Here is a 22,599-nt window from a genome sequence, read left to right as displayed (position 1 = left end):
GCATGCGATTAGAATTATCCAAGATGTAGCGAAACAACTCCTGGATAAAGATAGAGAAAGCATTCATGAGGCGACTGCTTTGCCAAAATAAAAACCATGACAGAAATGATGGCGGGTGTTTTAAGGGGTATTAACCTTGCCGAATTCCTTTCAACCTAATCGGGCTTTACAGTATGCTGGCTGTTTAAATAAATTTAAAACTTAATTATTTTTCGAACTTGAATTTTACAATGTTTACTCTCTCCTGAATCTTTTTCTCTGTTTCTGCCTGTATCACATTGATGATCAGATTTGGGTCAATATTTAGTATGTATGATAAACGTAGTACTTCAGAAACGGTGAACTTTTCAGGATCTGCCAACTTCACAGAGTAACGTTCAGAATTAATGCCTAACAATTTAATAATCTTTGTTGGATACAATTCAGAAATATCATACATCTTTTTGATCTTCTTGGTTTCAAACATTGCACCTATAGACGAAAGATCTTTTTCGGGACTTTTATCGCTACTCTTCCAATCAGCCATATTAATATGTTTGTGACTAAAGTCGTCAATAGATCACTATTCATTTATAAAAAAGAACTATTAGTAAATTTAAAAATACGAATAGTTGTTTTTTAAAGACTTTTCACTACATTTGGGTATGATAGAACAAAGAATTATTTTAGCGATTACTTCACAAAATATTGAAGTCTTCGCACTTCGAGTCTCGTCTTAGAAACATGAGAAATTTCAAATGGATACGAGAGGTAAGTTTAGTGCTCACGTCATAGGCGTGAACCTGCATTTCCGTATACAAGTCTTCTCAGGGCTACTAAGACAAAAGTGGGTTTCACTCGTTATTTTTTCCCTCCCACTTCCAAGACTCATTTAAACGCAATTAATTAAATGAGATCAATATGGAACCAAAATTATCAGCAGAAACCGGACACGCTGTCCATTTCAAGGAGCTCATCCATCAAATGGTGCAAAAGTTTGAACCGCTTCAAATCTTCAGCTTTTCGCAAAACAGCTATACTAGTAATTCCCAAAGTTGCTTTAAACCGAGCAAAGTCGATTTTAAATGCCATTATTGCCTGCTCGTAATTACAGAAAGTGCAACCCGGATTGATTACGAAATGCAGGAGTTCGTTAATACGAATTATCGAAAAGGCACAATGACCATCCTCTGCCATGGCAGGCAGTCTGTCATGGATGCAGTACAGCAAAACAGCCGCTTTTTCATATCGGTACTAGCTACTGGAAAACTGCTTTACAGCAAGGATGGAATGTTAGATTGCGTTCCAGTAGCACCGTTCATACCAACAAACGGTGCGACAAAGGCTCTCAAACATTATGATCACCGCATGCCTTTGGCAGATGGATTTTTGATGTGCGCGTACGAATGTTTGGATAAGGAACAGTTCGAGATTTGTGCTTTTATGCTCCATCAGGCCGTAGAACAGGCCTGCATCTGTCTGCTAAGCGTTCATATCGCCTACCGTTCGGAGTTTCATAACCTTTACCGCCTGCTCCGTTTGTGCCAGTGCTTTTCTGAAAAGCCGTTTCAACTATTTCTTTCTAGTCCCGAAGATGAAAGACTGTTTGATGTAATGGCAAAAAGTTATGCTGGTTCACGCTACAAAGATGATTTTTCGGTTTCTCGGCAGGATGCGGATAGCCTATACCAACGAGTCAAGTCTTTCCTTGCGTTGGTTAAAGAAATGTGCGCTGATAAAATAGAATTGCTAGCACAGAATGCTGCACTTCATGCAGTCCTAAAAAATAAAGATGCTGTACAAGTCGGAATTACGGAGCAGATAGAGTATTGAATTTATAGAAAAGCATATAAAGAAAATATCGAAACATAATCGTGCGTCTTGAAAACGATGAAATAAAGGATCGAATCAAAGTTGTATTTACTTCATATAGTCGTCGTGCAAGCCGCAATTCCTTCACATCAAAGGCGTGCTTCATTGGCTATATATTGGCTTGTAATAGCCATGCTCAAGTACTATAATAGTACACTCTTAATACATTTACACTGGGGAAAAGGTGAAGTAATGGCGCATCTAACGTGAATCTATCCCCCATCTAGGCTATGTTATTATTGCATTTCTAATACTATTTACACTAGGTATTCTTTTTAGAAGAATATAATATGCCGCCTCTTATCCTATTTATCGTCATGGGAGAAGCTTCATATAGGTATATCGGGCACGTGCTGGATAAGAGAAGTAAAATGAGGAAACGGCAAGGCATTACGCAGAGCGAATAAATAATGCCGCAATTACTTTGCTCGTGTTGTCTTGCATCGTTGTGAACAATATTTGACTTCATCCCACACCTTTTCCCATTTTTTGCGCCACGTAAATGGTCGCCCACAAGTCGCGCAGGTCTTTTGCGGTAAGTTCGATTTATTAACCCCTCTCATCCTTCCACTGTTTTTTCATGGTTGCATATTTTTCGTTCGCTTCGGCTTGTTTCCATCGTTCATAGAATACGTCGGCTGCCGCTGCTTTCTCAAGATCGCCTGTACCACGCTCCAGCATCGCGTAATCGTTTTGCTCGTCATATTTCTTCCCGCCTTTGTAGTTTGCATAGCGCCGGGCTCGCGTATACCCCATCTGCAAATACTTGCGCGCCATGTCAGCACCTACCAAATCTTCTGCTTTCACATATGCTTCAAATAGTTCAAATATTTTGTCGCTGCTTTCTAAAGCAATCTGCTCTGTTTTAAATCGCCAATATTGTCCAATTTCTGATTTGTAGGGTTCGCAAATCAGCACACCCTGCTCCCCTTTGCCTACGCGATATTGTTCTGGATTTTGGCGATAATCGATATCTGATTTCCAAGGGTAACTTTCCTTGTCAAAGTTGAGATAACTGGGTTTGCGGTTTTTTACCATAGAATTGGTCGAATCAGGTTGTTTTAATGCGTATTGGCCCTTTGATCTGGTTTACATCTACCGGTTCGCCGTGCTGTACGATCACCACTTTCCCTTGACGATGCAAGGCAATGGCAACCTCCACCACATCTTGCATTCGATCGCGCCAATTGTCCGGATAAAGCTGACGCGCCACCTCCGATGGACAAATACTTTTATCCGCACCGCGCGCAGCAGTCGTAGACAAGATGGCTTTTACAATTTCAGGATCGAGTGACATAGAAACTCAACAAAGAACACACGTGATTGGTTTCGCATTTATTTTGCGATAAAATTTCCTCTTTAATTGTAGTGTGAAGCTGTGTGAGTAATTATCTTGCTGATGCATAATAGTTGAGTAGTTCTTAAAAGTCGGCTGCATGCGTAGAAATCAAAATGTTAAATATTACAGACAGACTTGTCTGTTTATAATATTATTTATACGTTTGCTTATATAATAGCAAAAAGCATGAGCAGTCCGCGAGAAAGAATCATTAATACCGCTTCCATCCTGTTTCACCAACAAGGGTACAATAGCACTGGAATCAATCAAATTATTAGCGAAGCTAATGTAGCCAAAGCAAGCTTTTACCAGCACTTTAAATCAAAAGAAGCCCTCTGCATTGCCTTTTTAAATGCCAGACATGAATACTGGTTTTCTGAGCTGTTAAGCTTTGTCGCAAAGGCTGAGCATAGCAAAGCAAAACTGTTGAACGCCTTTGATTTCATCATCCAGATGAACCAGAAAGAGAATTTTAGAGGATGTAGCTTTTTAAATATCCTGTCGGAAATATCCAAAGAGCAAGATGACATACTTTCTGTGATACAGGCTCACAAAAATGACTTAAGAAGCTTTTTTGAAAAAGAAATTGGAGACGAATTATTATCCGCGCATATCTATCTCCTATTTGAAAGTGCCATCATCGAAAGTCAACTTTTTAAATCAAATGAATTGGTCGAAAAATCAAAAAAAATAATAGATAGTTTAATTTAAATTTTACAGCAATGGAACAGAAACACCCTTTGCCTCCATTCACCGTGGAGACCGCAAAACAGAAAACCCAAATGGCAGAAGACGCTTGGAACACTAGAGATCCGCAAAAGATTGCTTTGGCGTATACCATAGATAGTGAGTGGCGCAATCGCGACGTTTTTGTAAACGGACGCGAAGAAATTGTGCAATTTTTAACTGGTAAATGGGAAAAAGAGCTGGATTACAAACTGAGAAAAGAATATTGGGCTCATACCGACAACAGGATTGCCGTTCGGTTCGAATACGAATACCGAAACAAAGAAGGCAAATGGTTTAGAGCTTATGGCAATGAAAACTGGGAGTTTGACGAGAATGGACTAATGAAAAGACGTTATGCCAGCATTAATGATCTTGAAATAAAGGAAACGGATAGATATTTATAACGCTAAAATGTATTCTGCACAGAAAACGTTACATTGCGATCTAACCTGATAAGCATGAAGCAAAAGAATTTTTCCATCATTACTTTATGCGCATTGTGTATGATCCTTTTAGCCCCTGCCGGAATGAATGCCATGGCACAGAAAAAATTGAACGTGGTGGTCGCTGGCCTAAGTCATGACCATGTGCACCTCATTCTGAATAGTTATGAAAAAGGTCTTGTAAACATTGTAGGAATTTCGGAACCTAACATTGACTTGATAATAAGGTTCAAGCGGCGGTATGTACTGGCAGATTCGCTATTTCAAGGTGACTTATCTACCATGCTCAAAACGCGAAAACCCGATGTCGTATTGGCTTACAATGCGATAAACGAGCATCTGGCCGTCGTGGAAGTAGCTGCACCATTGGGCATATCCGTCATGGTAGAAAAGCCTTTAGCAACAACAGTAAAGCAAGCGGAGCGTATGGCGCAACTGGCCAAGCAACATAATATTCATTTGTTGACCAATTATGAAACGACTTGGTACGCCAGTAATCAGGAAGCGTATCAGAAAATCAAAAACAACAGAGAGATCGGAAAGATCAGGAAAATGGTGGTACACGATGGGCATCAAGGTCCAAAAGAAATCAATGTAAGCAAGGAGTTTTTGAGCTGGCTAACAGATCCCGTACAGAATGGTGGCGGTGCGATTGTGGATTTTGGTTGTTATGGTGCCAATCTAATGACATGGCTCATGGATGGCAAAGCACCGATAGCAGTCACCGCGATTACGCGACAGCTCAAGAAAGACGTATATCCGAATGTAGATGATGATGCGACTATTCTTTTAGAATATCCGGATGCAACCGGAATTGTAGAGGCATCGTGGAATTGGCCATTTTCCATTAAGGATATGGAAGTATTTGGCGAAACGGGATATATCCAGGCGGTAAACCCAACCAAGCTTAGAATCAAGGCAAATGAAAATGCTCCTTACCAAGAATCAACTGCCGCCTCTCTCCCAACTAATCAAAGCAATCACCTAGATTATCTAGCCGCGGTATTAAACCGCGAGATCGATCCTGGACAGGATTTATCCAGCTTAGAAAACAATCTGATCGTGGTGAAGATTCTTGAAGCAGCAAAAGAGTCGGCCAAGACAGGCCGACGCGTGCTTATGAAGTAGTGAACTATTTTGTGATTTCTTTCATTCCCTGATTCGCTTACATGCTTCCGTGATTTGCTTACATAAGCCTTGTATGATTTGTTGAATTTTGAATTATGATAAAGAAACAAATTGCATTGGGCAGTCAGGGATTGACAGTGCCAACGATCGGTCTAGGTTGTATGGGCATGACCGGTTTTGAAGACGGACACATGTATGGTGCAGCTGATGAAAAGGAAGCCATCGCGACCATTCACCGTTCGCTGGAGTTAGGTGGCAATTTTTTGGACACCGCAGATCTTTACGGCCCATTTAAAAATGAACAACTAATCGCGAAAGCTATCAGCGGAAAGCGAGATCAATTTATTTTAGCGTCGAAATTTGGTTGGGAAATCGATGACAACAATAAAATAACTTGGGCTATCAATGGTAAAAAAGAATATGTGAAAAAGGCCATCGAGCGCTCGCTAAAAAACCTGAACACGGATTTCATTGATCTATATTATCTACATCGATTGGACAAAAACACGCCAATCGAAGAAACGGTGGAAGCGATGAGTGAGTTGGTCAAAGAAGGAAAAGTAGGCTACCTCGGTCTATCTGAAATGTCTTCGGAAACCATTAAGCGCGCGCATGCTGTACATCCAATCACAGCAGTACAGAGCGAGTATTCTTTGTTCGAAAGAACAGTAGAATCTCGAGGCGTATTAGAGACGTTAAAAGAGTTGGGTATTGGCTTTGTGGCGTACTCCCCACTAGGTCGTGGATTTTTATCGGGTGATATCAAAACGTTGGATGATATACCAGAGGATGATTTTCGCCGCGCGATTCCCCGCTTTCAAGGAGAAATGTTCGAAAAAAACATGGAGCTGGTGAATGCGATCAAAAGCATGGCGGAAGATAAAAACATTACGCCGTCGCAGTTAGCATTAGCTTGGGTTATCCGCAAAGGGATACTACCTATACCGGGTACAAAGCGTCGAAAATATGTGGAACAGAATATAGCAGCTACGCATATCGAGCTTACCTCGTCTGATCTGGAGAAGCTGGAAAGTATTGTACCGCTCGGCACAGATACAGGTGCGGCATATGACGATTTCAGTATGGGATTAATTGATTAGATTTGAGTATGCAATCGATCAACTCCATATCCGAATTTCACCGCTTGCTTTCTTTGCCAGAACCGCGGCATCCTTTAGTGACGGTGATTAATCTCACTGAAAGTATTTTCTTGGAAGATGATATCTGGAATGGTTTCGTAAATCGCTTTTATTGCGTAGCACTGAAACGCGATGTGAAAGGCAAGATAAGGTATGGACAACAGCACTACGATTATGATAAAGGAGTATTGAGTTTTACTGGTCCTAATCAAGTGCAACAGCTGGATCTGCAAAATATAGAATGCGGATCCGGTTACCTGCTCATCTTCCATCCAGACTTGCTCTTGCAACACACACTGGCAAATAGCATTCACGCGTACGGCTTTTTCGATTATTCTGTGAACGAAGCGCTACATCTTTCTGCGGAAGAAGAAGATAATTTAATCTGTATCTTGCTCAAAATTGACCAAGAGTGCCAGCATATTGATAAGCATACGCAAGATATTATTCTAACGCATATCGAGAGTTTATTGAAATACGCTGATCGGTTTTATGAGCGGCAGTTTTTGACTCGGAAGAACAATAACTCGGGACTGCTCACTAAGTTCAAACAACTACTAGATGAGTACTTCAAAGACGATGTCAATGCTTTGCTGACGGTACATTATTTAGCGGAGCAAATGAACCTCTCCCCCAATTACCTTAGCGACCTGCTCCGGATGCATACTGGCCAAAATACACAACAGCATATTCACGAAAAGTTGATCTCAAAAGCGAAAGAAAAACTATCTACAACAAGCCTATCGGTGGGCGAAATCGCCTATGCCTTAGGTTTCGAACATGCGCAATCTTTTAGCACGCTCTTCAAAAAGAAAACAAGCTTATCGCCATTAGAATTCCGTCAAACATTCCACTAATCGGTGCTAAATATCTGTCCACACCAAATTAGGATCGGATATTGTGGTAACAAAGCAGGCACAAAATGCTTTATGTACCATCACTAGACATTATTTTAAATGAATACACCTGTTCCTGATTACCTAGCCGACCTTTTGCGAAATTGTAAAACCGCCCACGGTGGCGAGTTGGCCGATTATATTCCAGAGCTTGCTTCGGCAGATCCTAATAAGTTAGCCGTCGCACTAATAACACTAGATGGTTTGCTTTATAGCGTTGGCGACGATGATTACGAGTTTAGTATACAATCCATCTCGAAGGCATTTACCTATGCCTACGTCGTAGAAAAGCTCCGACTGGAGGCTGTGATGCAGAAAGTAGGCGTTGAGCCTTCTGGCGAAGCATTTAACGAGATCTCGCTCGATCAGACAGATGATCGGATAAAACCCAAAAATCCGATGATCAATTCGGGTGCTATTACCGTACATTCTTTGATACCAAAAGCAGAAAACGATTGTCGAGCAGAAACCGTTCGTCAGTTTTTTAGTCAGTTGGCCGGACGTGAATTGTCTTTTGATCTTGCTATTTTCCAATCTGAAAAAGAAACGGCTTTTCGAAATCTATCGATTGGTTACTCCCTACGAAATTTTAATATTCTGGAAAGCGACCCGGTCGAAATCGTAGAAAGCTATTTGAAACAATGCTCAATCAATGTGACGGTGAAAGATCTGGTTAATATGATGAGTGTTTTGGTCAATGATGGCATTCTTCCGAGAACTGGTGAACGCATTTTCAGCCACAAAACAGTACGCCAAGTATTGACGGTCATGACCACTTGTGGTATGTACAATGCGGCGGGTGATTGGTTGGCCAATGTGGGGATCCCTGCCAAAAGCGGTGTATCAGGCGGTATTATTGGTGTGCTTCCTGGTCAAGTTGGACTTGCGGTTTTTTCACCAAAACTAGATCGCTTTGGCAATAGTGTTCGTGGTATAGATATTATGCAGCAGATGTCTCGCGATATGGGTTTGCATTTGCTCGAAGGCGTTCCATCTTCGCGCGTGATCGTCAATGATCATGATGTCGAACAAATTCGACCTGGGTTAAAAGTGTACAAACTGCATGGCGTTTTGCAATTTACAGACGCCGAACGTCTATTACGTAAATTACAAGATGAAGAGCAAGACGGCGGCACCATAATCTTAGACCTAAGTCATATCTCCTTGGTAAACGATGTAGGCCGACGCATGTTATTAGATGGTATCGACCGGTTGAGGGCGGATGGACACAATGTTGCTTTGGTCGATCCTGAAAACATCGTACCTCATGCAAAAACGCCATCAGACTTCGAACCACATGTATATCAGGATTTGGAAGATATAGCTAAGTAGAACTTATCATTCTGTCAAAAACAAAAAATGGTAGTCAGCTATTGCTCACTACCATTTTTTGTTCTTATTAAAACTCAGTGATAACTAAGCTTCGTCAAAAGTTACTTTCACCAAGTGTTTGTCAATTTCCCACTGGCCAGTTCCTTGCTCACCAATCACATCAAATAATTCGATGATACGGCGTGCTACGTATTCCTCTTCTACTTGCTCTTCTAAGAACCATTGTACGAAGTTAAACGTCACGTAATCTTTCGATTTCATACAAACGTCAGCAATATTATTGAACTGCTCGGTAACGAACATTTCTTGCTCCAAAGTTTGCTCAAATACACCACGGAAAGACTCAAAGTCTGTAGGTACGTTGGTGATTTCTGGAGAAATGGCACGACCACCACGATCACCAACATATTTAAATAATTTCAACATGTGCGCACGTTCCTCGTCAGATTGACGTGCGAAGAAAGCTGCTGCATTATCAAAACCTTGATCATCACACCAGCTAGACATCGCTAGGTACAAAGCAGATGCATGAGCTTCCACCTTAATCTGTGCATTCAATATGTTTTCTATTTCTTCTGCTAAAGAAGATTTTAATTTTAATAAATCTTTCATGTTATATCTATTTTATAAAAACTAAATACACCGTGATAACAGGATGTATCTCGCTTTTGTTTGATACAAAGATACAGCGGCAGGAAACAATTAGGATAAAAAAAATACAATACGAATTCAGTCTAAATTACGCTTTAGATCTGTAAGTTCTTTAGAATCAGTATAATTATAAATGCGACTTAGGCAATCACACAACCACGACGTAAACAGCGTTTTACTTCGCTATTGAGCTGAATCATAAACTTAGTACCAGCAAGAATTTCTCTGAGATTGAGGATGTCAGATACGTTTAGCAAATAACACCGTTCCGTACGGAAAGGCATCACGATTTCAAAATCATATGATCTAGAGGATTCAGATAGCATCGCTTCAATATCAATCGCATCAATGCGTTTCTTGAACAAGAAAAGATCAGAAATCTTGAATGCAGTTGTTGTTCCCTGAAATTCTAACCAATAGCAGTTCTGACGGCTACATTGGTATACCACACCGTGTTCTGTATCGAACACCTTTTCTACGTTTGCTAAGGGACAGATCATATTTATCTAACTGGAACAAATCTAAATACTATTTGGAATAAATCCAAATCGTAAGATCTTATTTCCGTAAAATAAATAACATCTATACTGATAGATAATCGACGTAAACGTAACCCTCCAATAAATCAGTAATCCTAACCAGACACCAATTTTGCCCAGTCAATCCCAAGATCTGAACACGATCACCATGTTTCAGTTCGGCAATCACAGGCTGATTGACGCCTGGTCCACGTCGTAAAGCTACAAAAGGTTCGTCTACACAATTGATGCTAACGACTTTCAGCTCTTCATCGGTTTTTACGCTCAACTCGAGGGCTAGATCTTCAGAAATATAATTGGGATCAATGCGATTGTACAAATCCCAAGCCTTGTGCTTGGCATCTACCGAAGAAGTAACACCTGAAATGTGCAATACATTGTTCTCCTCCTGTATATTCAGCTGATCTACTTTTAGATCATTCAAAAGATTAATTAATGCGGCGTATTTAGAAGTTAGTGGCATAGATAAGCAATTGAGAAGTAAATAAATTAGTCTTTATCGAACAGATCATTCACTTTACGGCTGGCTCTTTGTACCGATGTATCTACTGCTGCGCCAGTTTTGCGTGCTGCTTTTTCAGTCGCATCTACGGCACGATTAGCTGCTTTCTTGGTGTTTTCCCAAATGCCAGTTGCTTTGTCCAAAGCTTTTTGGGCTTCGCTCTCCGCTTTGGCATCGCCCCGTTTTTTAGCATCTGCCAGATCTCGCTTCGCTTTTTCCATAGCGGCTTCCGCTTTGTCCAATTCTTCTTTTGCTAGTTGACTCGTGCGATCGGCACTTTGCTCTACTTTTTCGATAGCATGATCCAAGCGCTGCCCAGGTGTGGCAGATATAGTATCTGCATCCTTCGCAACAGAATCATCCTGTTGTTGACTTTGATTGCACCCGACGAGCATAGTCGCAGATAGTGCGGCGATAAAAAGGGAAGATTTATACATGAGCGTAAAATTTAAGTTTACGCTCATATTAAGGCAATTTCTATACCAAATATTAGTCTTTGTAGATGGTGCCTTTAGCAGCCTCTAGTGTGTTTTTGAGTAAACCCACTATCGTCATTAAACCGACACCTCCGGGAACTGGAGTAATCCAAGATGCCTTTGGCGCTACATTTTCATAATCCACATCACCAAATAACTTGAAGCCCGATTTGGTTTCGGTAGAGGTCTCGCGGTTGATACCGACATCGATCACGACAGCGCCTTCTTTAACCATATCAGCGGTGACAAAGTTTTTCTTGCCAATCGCAGCAACGACAATATCTCCTTGCAATACTTCTTCACGAAGATTTTGCGTGCGACTGTGGGTTATCGTTACGGTACAGTTTCCTGGTTGAGTATTGCGTGCTAGCAAGATACTCATCGGCGAACCCACAATATTACTTCTCCCTACGATAACTGCCTTCTTGCCTGCTGTATCAATGTTATAATGTTCCAACATCAACATAATTCCGTACGGCGTAGCCGGAATGAAGCAAGGCAAATTGCGCTGCATTCTACCCAAGTTTACGGGGTGAAAACCATCCACATCTTTGCGGTAGTCGATGGCTGCTGTAATTTTTTCTGGATCAATATGCGGTGGCAATGGCAATTGCACAATTAAGCCATCGATCGTAGCGTCCGTATTGATTTCTTCGATTTTAGCGATCAATTCCGCTTCGCTGATTTCTACATCATAGCGAATATTTGTCGAGTCGAATCCCACCATTTCACAATTACGCATTTTACTGGCCACGTAAGTTTCGCTTCCACCATCATTCCCCACCAAAATAGCGACCAAATGCGGTTTACGACCTTTTTCCTGTAAAAATTCGGCAGCTTCCTGCTTAATATCTTCTTTTATCTTGGCCGATACGACTTTACCGTCTAGTAATTGCATATTGTATAATTTATGATCTTAAAATTTTAGATTAGTCCAATTTGAGCACCGCCATAAACGCCGATTGTGGAATCTCCACGTTACCTACCGAACGCATGCGTTTCTTTCCTTTTTTCTGTTTTTCCAGCAACTTACGTTTACGGGAAATATCACCACCATAACATTTAGCCGTTACATCTTTACGTAATGCCGAAATGGTTTCGCGCGCAATAATCTTAGCACCGATGGAAGCTTGAATACGAATTTCAAACTGCTGACGAGGCAAAAGTTCTTTTAGTTTTTCACAGATCTTCTTACCAAAATCATACGCATTGCTTCGGTGGATAAGCGAGGATAGCGCATCTACCGGCTCATCATTCAATCGAATATCCAAACGAACCAAATCCGATGTGCGATAACCTATTTGATGATAATCAAACGAAGCATAGCCTTTAGATATTGTTTTCAATTTATCATAAAAATCGAATACAATCTCTCCCATCGGCATTTCAAAAACCAATTCTACCCGATCCGACGTCAAGTACGATTGATTGACGATCGTACCACGTTTCTGAATACATAGAGACATGACTGGCCCTACGAAATCAGATTTGGTAATGATATTGGCTTTGATATACGGCTCTTCGATGATGTCGAGCTTACTTGGATCTGGAAGATCAGATGGGTTATGCACCACGATTTCTTCCTTATCTTTCGTCAGATAAGCTTTGTACGACACGTTGGGTACGGTGGTAATCACCGTCATATTAAATTCGCGTTCCAGACGTTCTTGGATAATCTCCATGTGAAGCATTCCCAAAAATCCACATCGGAAACCAAATCCTAAGGCCGCGGAAGATTCGGGTTCGAATACCAACGACGCATCATTCAATTGCAAGCGATGCATTGATTCACGCAACTCTTCGTAATCTTCGGTATCTACTGGATAGATACCGGCGAAAACCATCGGCTTTACTTCTTCAAAACCTTGAATAGCAGAAGCACAAGGACGATCTTTGTGCGTGATGGTATCTCCTACCTTTACCTCTCTGGCTTCCTTAATTCCAGAAATAATATAACCTACGTCACCCGTTTTGATGACGTCTTTAGCAACTTGATTGAGCTTCAACGTACCAATCTCGTCTGCAAAATATTCTCTTCCTGTAGCCACAAATTTCACTTTGTCGCCTTTGCGGATTTCGCCGTTTTCTACTTTGAAATAGGCCATGATACCGCGGAAAGAATTGAATACTGAGTCAAAAATCAAGGCTTGCAATTCGCCTTTTGGATCGCCGACTGGCGCAGGAATACGATCAATAATGGCATCCAAAATAGCTGGAATACCTAATCCTGTTTTTCCAGAAGCTGGAATAATATCTTCGCGCTTGCCACCGATCAAATCTACGATCTGATCTTTCACTTCCTCGGGCATCGCCCCTGGCAAATCCATCTTGTTTAAGATCGGAATAATCTCCAGATCGTGCTCTAGCGCCAAGTATAAGTTTGAAATTGTTTGTGCTTGTATACCTTGCGACGCATCTACAATCAGTAAAGCGCCTTCGCAAGCTGCGATAGAACGTGATACTTCGTACGAAAAATCGACGTGGCCCGGCGTATCAATTAAGTTGAGCGTATATTTTTGCCCGTCGCGGATGAAATCCATTTGGATTGCATGACTTTTGATCGTGATGCCCCGCTCCCGCTCCAAATCCATGTTGTCCAATAATTGCGCTTGCGCTTCGCGCTGCGTAATGGTGTTGGTGAATTCCAACAATCTATCGGCCAAGGTGCTCTTTCCGTGATCAATGTGCGCGATGATGCAAAAATTGCGTATATGCTCCATACTAGGTTCTACAGTCTCTCTTTTTATAATCGGCAAATATAGTTATTTCAATGCGCTTTTTTGCATGCTTGATCCAGCAATTAAGCTATCTAAAAAATAAGTAATTTCGTGCATCATTACTAATAAAGATAATATGAAGACTACACTGGCAAAGCCAAGAACATATGTGCCGCATGATCTACCCATCGTGTGGGAGAATTTGGATCTTTTATACCATGAATTATTGAGCCGCGAAATCAACGATTTAGCAAGTTTAGAAAAGTGGATGCTCGATCGCAATGAACTGGAGGCTGTACTACAAGAAGATCAGGCTTGGCGCTACATCCAGATGACCTGCCATACCGACAATGAAGAATATGCAGAAAACTTTCGCTATTTCACGACGGAAATTGAGCCTAAAATTGCTCCTATCCAAAATGAATTAGATCAGAAGCTGATGGCTAATCCATGGACGGCTAAACTCGATCAAGATCAATACTTCATCTATCTGCGTAAGGTCAAAAAAGCTTTAGAGATCTTTCGTGCCGAAAATATTCCCCTATTTACGGATATACAACTGAAACAACAAGCGTATCAGGCGATCGTAGGCGGTATGACCGTGAAGCTCCAAGGCGAAGAATATACAATGCAACAGGCTGCCACACGATTGTTGGATACCGATCGCGCCGTTCGCCAAGAAGCTTGGGAGGCTATTAGTGCGGTGCGCTTGGAACAGGCTCAAGCCTTAGAAGATATTTTTCAGGATTTGCTGCGTCTTCGTCATCAGGTGGCGCTGAATGCTGGATTTGATAATTACCGTGATTATATGTTTGTGGCTATGGGCCGTTTTGATTACAGCGTAGCCGATTGTGAAGCTTTCCACACTGCTGTCGCTGATCATGTCGTGCCAGTAATGCAGGAGTTAGCTGTAGAACGCAAACACAAATTGCAATTGGATACGTTAAAACCTTGGGATACGCAGGTAGATCCGGATAATCTTGCGCCGCTAAAACCTTTCCATTCAGGTCAAGAATTGATCGACAAAACGGAACAAGCTTTTGCAGCAATGCACACTTATATGGGCGAATGCATCACGACCATGAAAGCGAATGGGTTATTCGATGTAGAAAGCCGAAAAGGCAAAGCGCCAGGTGGCTACAATTATCCGCTTTACGAGTCAGGAGCACCTTTTATATTTATGAATGCGACGGGTACGATGCGCGATCTCACCACGATGGTGCATGAAGGCGGCCATGCGATCCATACCTTTATTAGTGCAGAGTTGGCCATGAATGATTTTAAAGATGTGCCTTCGGAAGTAGCAGAATTGGCCTCAATGTCGATGGAGTTGTTATCCATGGAACAATGGCATCACTTCCTTCCAAACCCGGATGATCTCGCTCGTGCCAAGAAAGAACAGATGGACGACGTGTTATCTACCTTACCTTGGGTGGCTACGGTAGATAAGTTCCAACATTGGCTATACACGAATCCAGAACATACGCCAGTGCAACGCACGGAAGCTTGGAAGAATATTTATGCAGAGTTCGGGCACGGTTTTGCCGACTGGACGAGCCACGAAGAAGCAGAACAATACCTTTGGCATAAGCAATTACACATTTTCGAAGTTCCATTTTACTATATCGAATACGGTTTTGCGCAATTGGGAGCTATTTCTGTTTGGAAAAATTACTTATCCGATCGTGATAAGACACTAACGCAATATCTTGCTGCATTGAAGCTAGGTTACACACAACCTATTGGTAAAATATATGAAGCAGCAGGGATTCGTTTTGATTTTTCTTCAGAATACGTGGCCGATCTGGTAAGATTTGTTAAATCTGAGCGAAATAAAAATTAGTTGGCATCACTATTGCTTTTTAAAGCTAATTTGAGTAAATTCAAATTGGTTATTAAATCGTATAATTATGAAAAATTGGTTGTGTGGGTTGGTCTTGAGCGGGTTTCTTTCCAATTTGGTTGCGCAAACTCCATCTGTGAATAGAACTGAATCATCACCAACCGGTTATGTTTTAATTGGCATTCTGTTGCTGGCTATCGTTATATTTATGTTGTACCGGCGACAAAAGAGAAAATTCAACGATTAATGTACATAATAAAGGGCTTTCATTTGAAAGCCCTTTTTCGTGATCTATGATCCTATTACCGCTTATTTAGCATCTGGCAACAAGATAAATTTGAACAACTTCGTCTCGTCCAAATATTTGTTGGCTACTGCTTTCACCGATTCCACGGTTACGTTCTGAATATCCTCTTGAAGGTTGATAATCGATTTGAAATCCTCCTCATTACTGATTACCTCATTCAAGGAATTAAGCCAAAAACTATTTTCTCTCAAGTTGACCTCGTGCTGGCGTCTTTGCTCGATAAAGAATTTATCCAAATCCACTTGCGTCGGTCCATTTTCTTTCACCTTCCGAATTTCATCTAATGCAGACTGAATTAATGATTCGTACCGATCTACACTAGTACCAAATCCGATATGGAAGCCGTATCGTCCACTTGGCTGTTTACGATAGCTCGCACTAGCACCTGTGCCGTATACACCACTTTCGTCTTCGCGCAAACGCTCAATCAATTTGATAGACAAGACCGATTCCAGTGCGTCCATATTTAGGTTTTCCTTTTCGTTGAAGGCATAATCACCATAAAATGACAAACGTACTTGAGCCTTTTCTTCTTTGCCTTTGTTTACGATTTTCTCAAAACCTTTTTCTGGTTCTACAATTTGAAGATCTTTTGCAGCATTATCGCGATTGGTCGTAGGCAGAGAGGCTAGGTACTGCTCAATATATGGCGTGATTTCCTCTTCAGTAAACGAGCCAACGATCATAAAAGTGAAATCCGAAGCATCGGCAAATCGCTCTTGAAAAATACTTAACGCTTTATCTTTGCTGATCGATTGTATATCGGCCGCATTGGCTGGGACACGACGTACATTATTGCCATACAAACTCTTTTGAATTGTTTCGCTGAATACGAATGAAGGATTGTTTTCGCGATTTTCCATCGATGATACCGCGCGGCTAATGGTACTTTTGAACACATCATCTTCGATACGAGGTGCTGTAAAATAGCCATAAATCATTTCGAAAGCGGTTTTCAAACCTTCCTTATCTGCCGAACCAGTTACACCTTGCGTGCGCTCTCCGATAAACGGACTGATATTCGCTTTCTTATCCGACAAATATTTCTGTAGCTCAACGGTAGTCATCTGCCCTAACCCGCTGCTATTTACTAGGGAAGCAGCATTAGAAGCATCAAAATAATCGGCATCAGCATACAAAGATGTACCACCTGGACCAAAGGCATGGATCAAAATTTCATCATTTTTAAACTTGGTTGGTTTTAAAACTACCGTAGCACCATTACTCAATTTCCATGATTTTGCCTCGATCACATCGATGTTTTTACGATCTACCACCGTACCTTTTGCAGGCTCTGCTGCGAGCAGTGGTAAGTCTGAAACTTTATCATCATAAGCCGTTAATGTTTCTTGATTCACTTCTTGAAACCAAGCGTTTACAGCTGCTTCGTCTGGTAAGTTGGCTTTTTCCTTATCAGGAGCTAGGTATAGAACATCGCGATTCTGATCTACGTAATATTGCTTGCCGATCGCTTCTACCTCACTTAAAGTCAAAGTAGGTAGCAATTCTTTAGTGATCCGATAGCTATCCTCATCGCTCAAAGCGGGATTGTCTTTAAGAAAATGATTTAAGTAAGCATCAACATAGCTGTCTGAACGGCGTTTGTCGCGCTCGGTGTAGGCGCGTTCATTATTTTTTTGCATTGATACGATTGTACGAGCAAACTCTGATTCCGTAAAACCGAATTGGTCTACACGATCTAGTTCGCGTACGATAGATTTAAATCCATCTCCAATCGCACCGGGCTTAGCTACATAATAGGCAGAGAGATTATCTAATCCGCCTAAAAACTCGCTAATACCGATACCAGCTTGCAAGAATGGCGCATCAGCAGATTGCATCAGTTCGCTTAGTCGGCTGTTGATCATCTCATTGTAGGTAGATTTGAGCAATGAGCGACGGTAATCTCCTACTGTTTTAACTTGTTCTTCTGGATGCTTTATGAAAATCTGACCCACGGTATATTGCATTTCGGGATCGGTAACTACCATAAACTGATTTTTGTTTAACAAATCAACCGTGTACTTCTCACGATCCTGCGGAGATTTCGGCTGTTTCATATCACCGAACAGGCGCTTGATTTCCTGCTCGATCATTTTGGGATCAATATCTCCGACTACGATGATAGATTGCAAATCGGGGCGATACCATTTCTGATGAAACTCACGAATGGTTTCTGGTTTAAAGTTTGTGACAACATCTTCCGTACCAATGGGCAAACGTTCCGCGTAGCGAGAACCATTGAGCATCAACGGAAAATATTGATCGCGCATTCGTTGCTGTGCACCACGCGATCCGCGCATCTCCTCTAATACGACACCACGTTCTTTATTTATTTCTTCTTCGTCCAATAAGGCATCCTGTGCCCAATCCCGCATCACCTGCAAGCCGTTTTTGAGCAATTCTGGATCATCAGAAGGGATAGGTAACTGATAGACCGTTTCATCAAAACTGGTGTACGCATTGAGATCACTACCAAAACGTACTCCAGCACGCTGTAAGTAATCTACTAACTCATTTTTGGGGAAATGTTTCAGCCCATTAAAGTTCATATGCTCTAAGAAATGGGCTAAGCCTAATTCTTTCTCATTTTCTAAGATAGAACCCACTTTAACCGCAAGAAACATCGTCACGCGATTCTCTGGTTCTACGTTCTTGCGGATGTAGTATTGAAACCCATTTTCTAATTTGCCGGTAATTACACCATCATCAAATGGTAAGGGTTGCGTCCACGATGTGGTATCCTGTGCCAAAATTTGCAAAGCTTGCGGATTCAATCCCGTAGATTCTGTAGCAAGCGATCTCGCATTTGCGCCCAGCGCTGGCAACAGAAATGCTAACGCTAAAGGTTTAAGTATTCTCATGTTTGTTTGGTTGTAAAATTGAAGGAGGCAATTTATCGAAAATACCGAAATACTGCAACATGCAAAAAGGCATTCAAAAAAATGAATGCCTTTTTGCAAATATGATCGTATTAGTGTGATTCGTGCCTAACTATAAATTTGTTATTGAGACATCAGTTTAGCAGCCTGTTTTTCTGCTACAATCTTACGCAATGATCTTGCGGAGAATCGGTGTGCTCTATTGATGTAGCAAATCTCAATTCCTGCCTCTTGGCAATACTCTTTTCCGGTGAAAGTTATATTTTCGTATTCACTGCCTACAAAGCGGATATCTGTTGGCATCGTTTGCAACAAATCCATTAGATCGTCGTCATTTTCAAAGGGAATAATCTCATCCACACTCGGATTCCCCTCTAATTGTATGAAACGCTCAACGAGCGATTGCACAGGTTTGCTTTTGCGTGCAGAATCTACTTGCCCGTCTGTACAAAGACCTACGATTAGATAATCACACTGTTTTCGTGCTTGCGCCAAAAACATGATTTGTCCTGCGTGAAGCATATCAAATGCACCAAATGTAATTCCTATTTTCATCACCTATCCCTCTTTCTATCCTTTTAACAACACTTTCTTAATATTATTCTGCAACGCTATCGGCTCTTTGAATGGCAAGATTGTTCCTTCCATTTCACCTTGCTTCTCAAATACTATTTGTCTTAGTGCAGAGCTGGAAAACCGATTCTCGCGACGGTTGAAATATAATTCTATGCCCTTTTCTTCACAGTAGCTTCTTCCAGTAAAGTTTTTGTGCATGTACTCATCTCCTAATATGCGCACATGAAACTTAAAGGAGCGTAGTATATCTTCCAAATCCTGCTCCGTTGCATATGGTATGATCTTGTCTACATGTTTGCAACCTTTCAATTGAATGTAGCGTTCTACTACCGTTTGAGTAGGTTTATTTTTCTCCGCTCTATCCAAAGTTGGGTCTGTTTGTAGGCCGCAGATTAAATAATCACATTGATCTTTCGCATCTTCCAGCATTTTAACGTGACCTGCGTGCAGTAGGTCAAAGGATGAGAATGTAATTCCGATTCGCATAATATTTCCTAATTATAGTATCTAACAATTTTCCTTATATCTTGATCAGGCATTGCGCCTAGCTTTTTTTATTCCTTGGGACCCCCTCACCTACAAATCCACCAAAAAAGTTGATCTACTTGACCATTATCTTTATAACAAACCTTACGCCACAAAGTTTACGGCACAACAGTCGGAAAATATGCTTTAGACATTCCGATGACGAACCGGAAATTAGAAAGAATGCCTTGGCTATATACTACACACAGTTTTATAGACAATCTATCACATTTCAGCATCGCACGAACTGTTTTCGGGGAATAGTTAAACAGGTATTACGCTCACTAAATACCGTACATTACGCAATTTGCACCCAATTTTTATCATCTATTAATTGCACACTTTGCGTACTTATTTGAAAGTGTTCTTGTGACTTGATGAACACTCCAAAAGGAGGTCAGATTAGGATATATCCGAAGATAGGAATATTTACTACAAGCAATAGGAAAATTATATAATGATTACCGACGAACAAATTGCCAAAACATATGTTATAACGCAAGATAAATCTCGCAGGAGACATAGGCTTTCATAGACAATAGATCTATAGGATCAAAACCAAACGGATAAAGACACTAACATTCACATGGAAACAAAGGTATTAACGGGATCACCCTACCCACTGGGCGCCACCTACAATGGTGAAGGCGTAAACTTTTCTATTTACGCAGAAAATGCAGAAGGTGTAGAATTATGTTTATTTAATAAAACCGACGACCCAACAGAGAGCGTCAAAATTCGCTTCAAAGAACGCACACATCAGGTTTGGCACGCCTTTATTCCAGGAATACAGCCTGGACAATTATACGGATATCGCGTACACGGACCATTTGATCCAGCATCCGGTCATCGATTTAATGCGCATAAGTTATTAATTGATCCTTATGCCAAAGCCATCGCAGGCACCTTAGAATGGGACGACTCGCTATTCGGATATGAAGTTGGCCATGAAAAAGAAGATTTAAGTTTTAGCAAATTAGACAGCGCGCCATATATACCAAAGTGTGTGGTGGTGGATGAATCTTTTGACTGGGAAGGTGTAAAATCACCAAAAATTCCGATGCACAAAAGCATTATTTATGAAACACACGTCAAAGGTTTCACCCAAATGCATCCAGATATTCCGGAAGAAATACGCGGAACTTATTTGGCTATGGCGCATCCTGCAACTATTGAATATTTGAAAAATCTGGGCGTAACTGCGATCGAATTGATGCCGATTCATCATTTTATCACCGATCGCCATCTTAAAGATCAAGGTTTAACCAACTATTGGGGTTACAATACGATTGGTTTCTTCGCTCCGGATGTTCGTTATGCTGCGAATGGTATACAAGGTGAGCAAGTCCGCGAATTTAAAGAAATGGTCAAAGCATTGCACCAAGCAGGTATAGAAGTGATCCTTGATGTGGTGTATAACCACACAGGCGAAGGTAACCAAATGGGACCAACGCTTTCTTTCCGCGGAATTGATAATGCGGCGTATTACCGTTTGACCGAAGATCCACGCTATTATATGGACTATACTGGTACGGGTAACACGCTAAACGCGATGATGCCCAATGTTTTACGGTTGATCATGGATAGTTTACGCTATTGGATTCAGGAAATGCATGTCGATGGATTCCGCTTTGATTTGGCATCTACATTGGCGCGTGAACTGCACGAGGTGAATAAATTAAGTTCCTTTTTTGATGTGATTCATCAAGACCCGATCATTTCTCAGGTCAAATTAATTGCCGAGCCTTGGGATATTGGAGAAGGTGGTTATCAAGTGGGCAAATTCCCAGCTGGATGGGCAGAATGGAATGGTAAATACCGCGATTGTATGCGTGATTATTGGATTGGAGCAGATTCTATGTTGGGTGAATTTGCGGAGCGCTTTATGGGCTCTTCTGATTTATATCAAGATGATTATCGCCGGCCGACTGCCAGTATTAATTTCATCACAGCACATGATGGTTTTACCTTACATGATTTGGTGTCGTATAATGAAAAGCATAACGATGCCAACGGTGAGAACAATCAAGACGGAGAAAGCCACAATAGATCGTGGAACTGTGGTGCTGAAGGACCAACGGAAGATAACGAAATCAATGCTTTACGTAGCAAACAAATGCGCAATATGCTCACCACGATGTTGCTATCACAAGGTGTCCCCATGATCGTGGCGGGAGATGAATTTGCACGCACACAAGACGGTAACAACAATGCCTATTGTCAAGACAATGAGATCTCTTGGTTGGACTGGGCAAATCGGGATGAAAGCTTACAAAACTTCACCGCGCAATTGATTGCGTTCCGCAAGGCGCATCCTTCTTTTTGCCGCCGTAAGTGGTTTCAAGGCATGCCGATCAAAGGAATCGGTTTAGAAGATATTGCTTGGTTCTTACCAGAAGGTGACGAGATGAGCGACGAACATTGGCAAAATGACTTTGCGCGTTCTTTAGCGGTATTCTTAAATGGTAATGGTATCCGCTCCCTCAACGACGATGGCGAAAAGATTACCGATGACCACTTCTATATCCTATTCAATGCGTATCACGAAGCAATTAATTACAAATTGCCTTCAGACAAATACGGAAAAGAATGGACGAAGGTGATCAACACCGAATATGACACCATTGATGAGCACGATACTTTTTATCCCGGAGATGAAGTAACCGTACAAGGTCGCTCCATCATCGTACTGAAAGCAAATAGCAACCTTTAAAGCAAGTAGTT

At 41.3% G+C, this 22,599-nt stretch carries 23 protein-coding genes; 10 read left to right on the top strand and 13 right to left on the bottom strand.

Features of this window, described 5'->3' with window-relative positions; translation table 11 throughout:
* Positions 1 to 205: 205 nt before the first annotated feature.
* Positions 206 to 526 carry a hypothetical protein gene (locus DC487_RS09450; protein WP_116775733.1) on the bottom strand — a complete coding sequence of 107 codons (321 nt, stop codon included), beginning with the start codon at positions 524 to 526 and terminating at the stop codon, positions 206 to 208.
* A 374-nt stretch (positions 527 to 900) separates the two neighbouring features.
* Here DC487_RS09450 and DC487_RS09445 point away from each other — a divergent pair, with 374 nt between their 5' ends.
* Positions 901 to 1,812, top strand: coding sequence for a HEPN domain-containing protein (locus DC487_RS09445; protein WP_116775732.1), 912 nt, complete (start codon positions 901 to 903; stop codon positions 1,810 to 1,812).
* Between the two features lie 458 nt (positions 1,813 to 2,270).
* Here the strand turns inward: DC487_RS09445 and DC487_RS09440 are convergent, their stop codons facing one another.
* Genes DC487_RS09440 through DC487_RS09430 form a run of 3 tightly spaced genes read right to left on the bottom strand, consistent with a single transcriptional unit; the run spans position 2,271 to position 3,148 of the window.
* A complete protein-coding gene (locus tag DC487_RS09440; protein WP_116775731.1) occupies positions 2,271 to 2,414 on the bottom strand; it encodes a DUF2256 domain-containing protein in 144 nt (47 codons plus the stop codon).
* Positions 2,401 to 2,889 (bottom strand): DUF4385 domain-containing protein, encoded by a 489-nt coding sequence (locus DC487_RS09435; protein ID WP_116775730.1) that lies wholly within the window; start codon positions 2,887 to 2,889, stop codon positions 2,401 to 2,403. Before DC487_RS09435 ends, DC487_RS09440 begins: the two co-directional genes overlap by 14 nt.
* Positions 2,890 to 2,902: 13 nt before the next feature.
* Positions 2,903 to 3,148 (bottom strand): DUF3253 domain-containing protein, encoded by a 246-nt coding sequence (locus DC487_RS09430; RefSeq protein ID WP_116775729.1) that lies wholly within the window; start codon positions 3,146 to 3,148, stop codon positions 2,903 to 2,905.
* Positions 3,149 to 3,325: 177 nt separating this feature from the next.
* Here DC487_RS09430 and DC487_RS09425 point away from each other — a divergent pair, with 177 nt between their 5' ends.
* From DC487_RS09425 to DC487_RS09400, 6 genes are all read left to right on the top strand, one after another.
* Complete coding sequence (locus tag DC487_RS09425) at positions 3,326 to 3,901, top strand: TetR/AcrR family transcriptional regulator (RefSeq protein ID WP_207774357.1); 576 nt, start codon at positions 3,326 to 3,328, stop codon at positions 3,899 to 3,901.
* A gap of 11 nt (positions 3,902 to 3,912) precedes the next feature.
* Complete coding sequence (locus DC487_RS09420; protein WP_116775727.1) at positions 3,913 to 4,323, top strand: nuclear transport factor 2 family protein; 411 nt, start codon at positions 3,913 to 3,915, stop codon at positions 4,321 to 4,323.
* 54 nt (positions 4,324 to 4,377) lie between these two features.
* Positions 4,378 to 5,490 (top strand): Gfo/Idh/MocA family protein, encoded by a 1,113-nt coding sequence (locus tag DC487_RS09415; RefSeq protein ID WP_116775726.1) that lies wholly within the window; start codon positions 4,378 to 4,380, stop codon positions 5,488 to 5,490.
* A gap of 95 nt (positions 5,491 to 5,585) precedes the next feature.
* Entirely contained in the window at positions 5,586 to 6,590 is a 1,005-nt protein-coding gene (locus DC487_RS09410; RefSeq protein ID WP_116775725.1) for an aldo/keto reductase, read from the top strand.
* 8 nt (positions 6,591 to 6,598) lie between these two features.
* Positions 6,599 to 7,486 (top strand): helix-turn-helix domain-containing protein, encoded by an 888-nt coding sequence (locus tag DC487_RS09405; RefSeq protein ID WP_116775724.1) that lies wholly within the window; start codon positions 6,599 to 6,601, stop codon positions 7,484 to 7,486.
* 99 nt (positions 7,487 to 7,585) lie between these two features.
* Positions 7,586 to 8,857: a glutaminase gene (locus DC487_RS09400; RefSeq protein ID WP_116775723.1), complete on the top strand. Its 1,272-nt coding sequence runs from the start codon at positions 7,586 to 7,588 to the stop codon at positions 8,855 to 8,857.
* Positions 8,858 to 8,941: 84 nt separating this feature from the next.
* Here DC487_RS09400 and DC487_RS09395 read toward each other — a convergent pair whose 3' ends face one another.
* From DC487_RS09395 to lepA, 6 genes are all read right to left on the bottom strand, one after another.
* Positions 8,942 to 9,469: a ferritin gene (locus DC487_RS09395; RefSeq protein WP_116775722.1), complete on the bottom strand. Its 528-nt coding sequence runs from the start codon at positions 9,467 to 9,469 to the stop codon at positions 8,942 to 8,944.
* Positions 9,470 to 9,648: 179 nt separating this feature from the next.
* Entirely contained in the window at positions 9,649 to 10,008 is a 360-nt protein-coding gene (locus DC487_RS09390) for a DUF6686 family protein (RefSeq protein ID WP_116775721.1), read from the bottom strand.
* Between the two features lie 82 nt (positions 10,009 to 10,090).
* The gene (locus tag DC487_RS09385) at positions 10,091 to 10,510 is read right to left on the bottom strand and encodes an SH3 domain-containing protein (protein WP_116775720.1); all 420 of its coding nucleotides are present in this window, start codon (positions 10,508 to 10,510) and stop codon (positions 10,091 to 10,093) included.
* A 26-nt stretch (positions 10,511 to 10,536) separates the two neighbouring features.
* On the bottom strand, positions 10,537 to 11,013 hold the full coding sequence (locus tag DC487_RS09380) for a hypothetical protein (RefSeq protein ID WP_116775719.1): 477 nt from the start codon (positions 11,011 to 11,013) through the stop codon (positions 10,537 to 10,539).
* 25 nt (positions 11,014 to 11,038) lie between these two features.
* Entirely contained in the window at positions 11,039 to 11,923 is an 885-nt protein-coding gene (locus tag DC487_RS09375) for a bifunctional 5,10-methylenetetrahydrofolate dehydrogenase/5,10-methenyltetrahydrofolate cyclohydrolase (RefSeq protein ID WP_116775718.1), read from the bottom strand.
* Positions 11,924 to 11,954: 31 nt separating this feature from the next.
* Entirely contained in the window at positions 11,955 to 13,745 is a 1,791-nt protein-coding gene (lepA, locus tag DC487_RS09370; RefSeq protein WP_116775717.1) for a translation elongation factor 4, read from the bottom strand.
* A gap of 133 nt (positions 13,746 to 13,878) precedes the next feature.
* On the opposite strand from lepA, the gene DC487_RS09365 reads away from it, so the two are divergent.
* Together DC487_RS09365 and DC487_RS17415 are read left to right on the top strand one after the other, a co-directional pair.
* A complete protein-coding gene (locus DC487_RS09365; RefSeq protein WP_116775716.1) occupies positions 13,879 to 15,585 on the top strand; it encodes a M3 family oligoendopeptidase in 1,707 nt (568 codons plus the stop codon).
* 67 nt (positions 15,586 to 15,652) lie between these two features.
* Entirely contained in the window at positions 15,653 to 15,832 is a 180-nt protein-coding gene (locus tag DC487_RS17415) for an LPXTG cell wall anchor domain-containing protein (protein ID WP_116775715.1), read from the top strand.
* Between the two features lie 62 nt (positions 15,833 to 15,894).
* Here the strand turns inward: DC487_RS17415 and DC487_RS09355 are convergent, their stop codons facing one another.
* The 3 genes from DC487_RS09355 to DC487_RS09345 all read right to left on the bottom strand — a co-directional run bounded on the left by DC487_RS09355 (position 15,895) and on the right by DC487_RS09345 (position 19,836).
* Positions 15,895 to 18,756 carry a M16 family metallopeptidase gene (locus tag DC487_RS09355; RefSeq protein ID WP_116775714.1) on the bottom strand — a complete coding sequence of 954 codons (2,862 nt, stop codon included), beginning with the start codon at positions 18,754 to 18,756 and terminating at the stop codon, positions 15,895 to 15,897.
* A gap of 141 nt (positions 18,757 to 18,897) precedes the next feature.
* A complete protein-coding gene (locus DC487_RS09350) occupies positions 18,898 to 19,329 on the bottom strand; it encodes an adenylyltransferase/cytidyltransferase family protein (protein WP_116775713.1) in 432 nt (143 codons plus the stop codon).
* 15 nt (positions 19,330 to 19,344) lie between these two features.
* Entirely contained in the window at positions 19,345 to 19,836 is a 492-nt protein-coding gene (locus DC487_RS09345; protein WP_116775712.1) for an adenylyltransferase/cytidyltransferase family protein, read from the bottom strand.
* 625 nt (positions 19,837 to 20,461) lie between these two features.
* On the opposite strand from DC487_RS09345, the gene glgX reads away from it, so the two are divergent.
* Positions 20,462 to 22,588 (top strand): glycogen debranching protein GlgX, encoded by a 2,127-nt coding sequence (gene glgX, locus DC487_RS09340; RefSeq protein WP_116775711.1) that lies wholly within the window; start codon positions 20,462 to 20,464, stop codon positions 22,586 to 22,588.
* The last annotated feature ends 11 nt before the right edge of the window (positions 22,589 to 22,599 follow it).

Source organism: Sphingobacterium corticibacter, from assembly GCF_003076635.1.
Taxonomy (GTDB): Bacteria; Bacteroidota; Bacteroidia; order Sphingobacteriales; family Sphingobacteriaceae; genus Sphingobacterium; species Sphingobacterium corticibacter.
The sequence above is the reverse complement of the archived record's forward strand: the minus strand, read 5'-3'. Positions and strand labels throughout refer to the sequence as shown.